Source organism: Blastomonas sp. UPD001 (assembly GCF_003426715.1).
Taxonomy (GTDB): Bacteria; Pseudomonadota; Alphaproteobacteria; order Sphingomonadales; family Sphingomonadaceae; genus Blastomonas.
Genome location: NZ_QKVT01000001.1, coordinates 1,701,837 through 1,707,219, shown reverse-complemented (window position 1 = coordinate 1,707,219; position 5,383 = coordinate 1,701,837). Strand labels below are relative to the sequence as shown.

The window sequence follows — 5,383 nt, the reverse complement described above, 5'->3', positions numbered from 1 at the left end:
TTAAGCTGGTGGTGTTGGTCAGCCGTAACGGCCAGTGATGTAATCGCGCGTCCGTTCCTCGCGCGGATTGGTGAAGATATCCGATGTGTCGCCATATTCCACCATGGTTCCCAGGTGGAAGAACGCGGTCTTCTGCGAGACGCGCGCGGCCTGTTGCATGTTGTGCGTGACGATGACGATGGCATAGCGGCCGCGCAGCTCGTGGATCAGCTCCTCGATCTTCGCGGTGGCGATCGGGTCGAGCGCCGAGCAGGGCTCGTCCATCAGGATCACCTCGGGATCGACCGCGATCGCACGCGCGATGCACAGCCGCTGCTGCTGGCCGCCCGAAAGCGCAGTGCCGCTGTCCTGCAGCCGGTCCTTGACCTCGTTCCACAGGCCTGCGCGCACCAGCGAATTCTCGACGATCTGGTCGAGCTCGGCCTTGTTGGGGGCGAGGCCATGGATGCGCGGGCCGTACGCGACATTGTCGTAGATCGACTTGGGGAAGGGGTTGGGCTTCTGGAACACCATGCCGACGCGGGCACGCAGTTGCACCACGTCCATGCTGCTCGAATAGATATTCTCGCCGTCGAGCGTGATATCGCCTTCCACCCGCGCGATCGGGATGGTGTCGTTCATGCGGTTCAAGGTGCGCAGGAAGGTCGACTTGCCACAGCCCGACGGGCCGATGAACGCGACGACATTGTCCATGTCGATATCGATCGACACGCCCTTGATCGCTTCCTTGGGGCCATAAAAGACCCGCACGTCGCGCGCGGACATTTTCGGTTTGGTGGTGGCAGAGGCCAGATTGTCGAGCATGGATCGGGTTACCAGCGGGTTTCGAAGCGGTTGCGGAGGTACACGGCAATCGCGCGCGCCATGCCGATGATCGTGCCGGTCATGATGCCCGGAATGGCGAGCGGCAGCACATGGTGGAACACGACCTGGATCGGGCTCGCGCCCACGCCCATCGCCGCCTCGCGGATCGAGGGGGGAACCGCCTTGATCGCGTTGCGCGCGGCGATGACGATGACCGGCATGGTCATCAGCGCGAGCGTGAGGCCGCCGACCAGCGCCGCCGAACGCGGCATCGACAGGAACTGCAGGAACACTGCGAGGCCCAGCAGGCCGAAGATGATCGAGGGCACGGCGGCAAGGTTGTTGATCGACACCTCGATCAGGTCGGTGAAGCGGTTCTTGGGCGCATATTCCTCGAGATAGACCGCCGCCAGCACGCCGACGGGGAAGGCGAGGAACAGCGTCACCACCATCGTAATCAGCGATCCCTTGAGCGCGCCCCAGATGCCGACCCGCGCCGGATCGGTACCGTCCGAGCCGGTCAGGAACTGCATGTTGAAGCTCTGCCGAACCTCGCCCGCCTTGGTCAGCATCGCATAATCGCGCTCGGCCTCGGGCGTCGACCGGTCCTTGGCGGCGCGGTCGATATCGCTCGAGGTGGGCAGCCAGAAGCTGGTCTTGCCCATCACCAGATTGGGGTTTTCGACCAGCTGGTCGCGCAAGGCGGTCCAGGCGGTGCTGGCGAAATAGCGCGCGCCGTCATCGCCATATTGCGCCTGCACGGCCTGGTCGAAGATGCGGCGGACGTCGATCGACGCCATGGTCGCGGCAAGGCGCGGCTCGGTCAGCTGATCGGGCGAGATGCTGCCGGTGGCGGCGGGCAGGTCGATGGTCAGCGTCGCCTCGGTAGTGACGAAGCCCTTGGCGCCGTTGCCGATCATCACGACGAGCAGGAACGCGAGGAACAGCGACGACAGCGCGACCGCCGCTAGCCCCAAGAACTTGAAGCGGCGCTCGGCGGCATAGCGGCGCGCGATGCGCTTCTGCATCGCATCGCCCATCCAGTCGGTCCGGCGCGATGCGGGGGCCGAAGCCTGCGGCGTTGCGGTCATGGTCAGGGCCTCAGTCATACGCTTCCCGGTATCTCTTGACGATCTGCAGCGCGACGATGTTGAGCAGCAGTGTGACGACGAACAGCGTCAGGCCCAGCGCGAACGCGGCCAGCGTCATCGGGCTGTCGAAATCGGTATCGCCGGTGAGCAGCTGGACGATCTGCGTGGTCACCGTGGTCACGCTGGCGAACGGATTGGCGGTGAGGTTCGCGGCCAGGCCTGCGGCCATCACCACGATCATCGTCTCGCCGATCGCGCGGCTGACCGCGAGCAGCACGCCGCCGACCACGCCGGGAAGGGCTGCGGGGATCAGCACCTGCTTGATCGTCTCGCTCTTGGTCGCCCCCATGGCGAGCGATCCGTCGCGCATGCTGCCGGGGACGGCGGCGATGCTGTCATCGGCCATGGAGGAGACGAAGGGAATGATCATCACGCCCATCACCAGACCAGCGGCAAGCGCCGATTCCGAGCTTGCGTCGGTGATGCCGATCGATACCGCAAAGCTGCGCAGCGCCGGCGCCACGGTCAGCGCGGCGAAATAGCCATAGACCACCGTCGGAACGCCCGCGAGAATCTCGAGGATCGGCTTCATCCATTTGCGCACATTGGCGCTGGCATATTGCGTGAGATACACCGCGCTCATCAGGCCGAGCGGGATCGCCACCAGCATCGCGATGATCGCACCGATGAACACCGTACCCCAGAAAAGCGGAACCGCACCGAAGCCGGTGGCCTGGCCGTCGACGACCTTGTCCGACGGGTTCCAGTCGAGCCCGAACAGGAATTCGAACGGCGAGACCATGCCGAAGAAGCGGATCGTCTCGAAGATCAGCGAAGCGACGATGCCGAGCGTCGCCAGGATCGCGATCAGCGAGGCGAGCAGCAGGCCGAACATCACCGTGCGCTCGACCTGGGTGCGCGCGCGGAAATCCGGGCGGATGCGCGTAAAGGCAAAGGCGCCGCCGGCAAAGCACAGCAGGAAGGCGGCGAGCGCGCCGATCATCGCGTACTTGCTGTCCGCCGCCGCATAGAGCGGGGCGAGCCTGACTGCGGCGTCGTTGAACACCTTGAGGTCGGGATTGTGCGACAGCGCGCGCGCTTCGGACAGGATCGCGGCGCGCTCGAATGCGTCGGCGGGAAGGCCTGCGGCCAGCGGGCTTTCGAGCACCTGATAGCTGCCGAGCGCAGGCGCGATGGTGCTCCACACGAGCAGGAACAGGATCGCGGGGACGACCGCCCACATCGCGGCATACCAGCCATGATAGCTGGGCAGCGAATGGACGCTGGCGACGCCCGACTGGATGAAGCGACCGGCGCGCGCGCGGGCAAAGACCCAGGCGATCAGGCCGAGGCCTGCGATCAGAAAAAAGGTGGCGGTGATGGTCATGGTGCTGCTTATTTCAGGTCCGCGCCGTCGAGCGCGGTGAGCGACTTGATGCGGCCCAGCATGTCGGTGCGGGTCTTGTCGGGCGCGGCGATCAGGCCGATCCGCGTGAGATAGCCCTCATGCTCCCCGCCGCGCAGGAACTCGGTGACAAATTCGCGCAGGCCCGGGATCACGTCGACATGCTTCTTCTTCACATAGATGTAGAGCGTGCGCGCGCCGGGATAGGTGCCGTTCTCGATCGTGGCGTAGCTCGGCTCCACGCCGCCGATCGCCACGCCGCGCACCGTATCGGCATTGTCGGCCAGATAGCTGTAGCTGAAGATGCCGACCGCGTCCGGGTTGGTCGACAGCTTCTGCACGATCAGGTTATCGTTCTCGCCGGTGTCGGTATAGGCCTGGTCGGTGCGGATCGAGTGGCAGATGTCCTCGAACTTTTCCTTGTTGCTGTCCGACAGCGCCTTGATCGCGGGATCGGTCTTGCAGCCCTTTTCCATGATGATCTCTTCCAGCGCGTCGCGCGTGCCGGAGGTGGCGGGCGGGCCGAAGATGTTGATCCGCGTATCTGGCAAAGCGGGGTTGATGTCGGGCCAGCGCATCGCGGTGTTGGGGCCCTTGCCGAACGGCTGGGCGGCGAGCGCAGTGTAGAATTCCTCCACCGTCAGCGACAGTTTCGGCCCCCTGGTCGATTGCGCCAGCGCGATGCCATCGAAACCGATGACGATCTCGATGATCCCGTCGACACCATTGGCCTGGCAGCGTTCGAACTCGCTCTTCTTCATCCGGCGCGATGCATTGACGATATCGGGCGTCTTCGCGCCGACGCCAGCGCAGAACAGTTCCACCCCGCCGCCGGTGCCGGTCGATTCGAGAATGGGCGAGCGGCGCTCGGGATCGAAATTGACGAACTCTTCCGCCACCTTCTTGGCGAAGGGAAAGACCGTCGACGAGCCGACGATGCGGATCTCGCTGCGGCTGCTGCCCTCGTTGGTCGACGCCGGGTCCTTGCATCCGGCCAGCAAAAGTGCCGGAAGGCAGGCAAAGGCGAGCTTCCTGATCAACACGTCTACCCCTCTCTGGGCAAGAACCTCAGCCGCATGTCCGGCCAGACTGGTGGCGGCAGCGGATATGGCAGAATCGCGCGATGCGGATCATGCCCATGCCTGGCCCCCTCGGTTGAGGCCGTTAGGCAGGGGCCGTTGCCCGAACATGACAATCAGGTGACGCTTTTGTGACAGCGTGCCCGGACAGCCACGCCGCGGCCGGTCAGGCAGGCAGCGCGGGCTCGCCAGCGGGCGCGGCCGCATCGCCCTGGGCCCCGCGCGGATCGGCGGGCAGGGTGATGGTGATCGTCGTGCCTTTCTGCACCTCGCTGTCGATTTCCAGCCGCCCGCGGTGCCGCTCGACGATATGCTTGACGATCGAGAGACCCAGCCCCGTTCCGCCGATCGCGCGGCTGCGGCTCGAATCGACGCGATAGAAGCGCTCGGTCAGGCGCGGCAGATGCTCGGGCGCAATGCCCTCGCCGCAATCGCTCACCGACAGCCGCAGCAATGCGCCGTTGCGCGACGCGCGCAGCCGCATCGTCACCGGAGTACCCGCCTGGCCGTATTTCATGCTGTTCGACACGAGATTGTGCAGCAGCTGCGAAAGCTGCGCCCTGTCGCCGCGCAAGGGCGGCAGGTCGGGGCCGATATCGACGACGATATCCGCTCCGCGCTCGGGCTGGCTCTGGCGCAGCACCGATTGCACCTCGCGCATCAGATCGGGCAGGTCGACCGGGGTGTCGGGCACGCGGAACTTCTCGGCCTCGATGCGCGAGAGCGAGATCAGGTCGTCGATCAGCTTCTGCATCCGGTTGGCTTCGCGGAACATGACGTTGAGGAAGCGGGCGCGGATCTCGGGATTGTCGCCTGCCTCCTTGTCCTCGAGCGTCTCGATAAAACCCTTGATCGAGGCAAGCGGGGTGCGCAGCTCGTGGCTGGCATTGGCGACGAAATCGGTGCGCATCCGCTCGACCGCATAAACGCCCGATCGGTCCCAGAGGTGCAGAATGCGCTCGCCCCCGGGCATGTCGCGCACCAGCATCTCCCAGCGCTGGTCG

General features: G+C 65.3%; 5 protein-coding genes. All 5 read right to left on the bottom strand.

What is annotated here, in order from left to right; translation table 11 throughout:
- Positions 1-18: 18 nt before the first annotated feature.
- Positions 19-804, bottom strand: coding sequence for a phosphate ABC transporter ATP-binding protein PstB (gene pstB / locus DM995_RS08685; RefSeq protein WP_023838590.1), 786 nt, complete (start codon positions 802-804; stop codon positions 19-21).
- Between the two features lie 8 nt (positions 805-812).
- On the bottom strand, positions 813-1,913 hold the full coding sequence (locus tag DM995_RS08680; protein WP_116969168.1) for a PstA family ABC transporter permease: 1,101 nt from the start codon (positions 1,911-1,913) through the stop codon (positions 813-815).
- Positions 1,906-3,282: a phosphate ABC transporter permease subunit PstC gene (gene pstC, locus DM995_RS08675; protein WP_116969167.1), complete on the bottom strand. Its 1,377-nt coding sequence runs from the start codon at positions 3,280-3,282 to the stop codon at positions 1,906-1,908. Before pstC ends, DM995_RS08680 begins: the two co-directional genes overlap by 8 nt.
- An 8-nt stretch (positions 3,283-3,290) precedes the next feature.
- Positions 3,291-4,343, bottom strand: coding sequence for a substrate-binding domain-containing protein (locus tag DM995_RS08670; protein WP_116969166.1), 1,053 nt, complete (start codon positions 4,341-4,343; stop codon positions 3,291-3,293).
- Positions 4,344-4,545: 202 nt separating this feature from the next.
- Positions 4,546-5,383 (bottom strand): sensor histidine kinase (locus DM995_RS22245; protein WP_232824222.1); only part of this gene is annotated, 838 nt, incomplete at its 5' end.

Excerpts from the sequence above, each read along its gene's own strand:
- DM995_RS08680 (WP_116969168.1), bottom strand. The coding sequence starts at position 1,913 with ATGACTGAGGCCCTGACCATGACCGCAACGCCGCAGGCTTCGGCCCCC.
- pstB (WP_023838590.1), bottom strand. The coding sequence starts at position 804 with ATGCTCGACAATCTGGCCTCTGCCACCACCAAACCGAAAATGTCCGCG.
- pstC (WP_116969167.1), bottom strand. The coding sequence starts at position 3,282 with ATGACCATCACCGCCACCTTTTTTCTGATCGCAGGCCTCGGCCTGATC.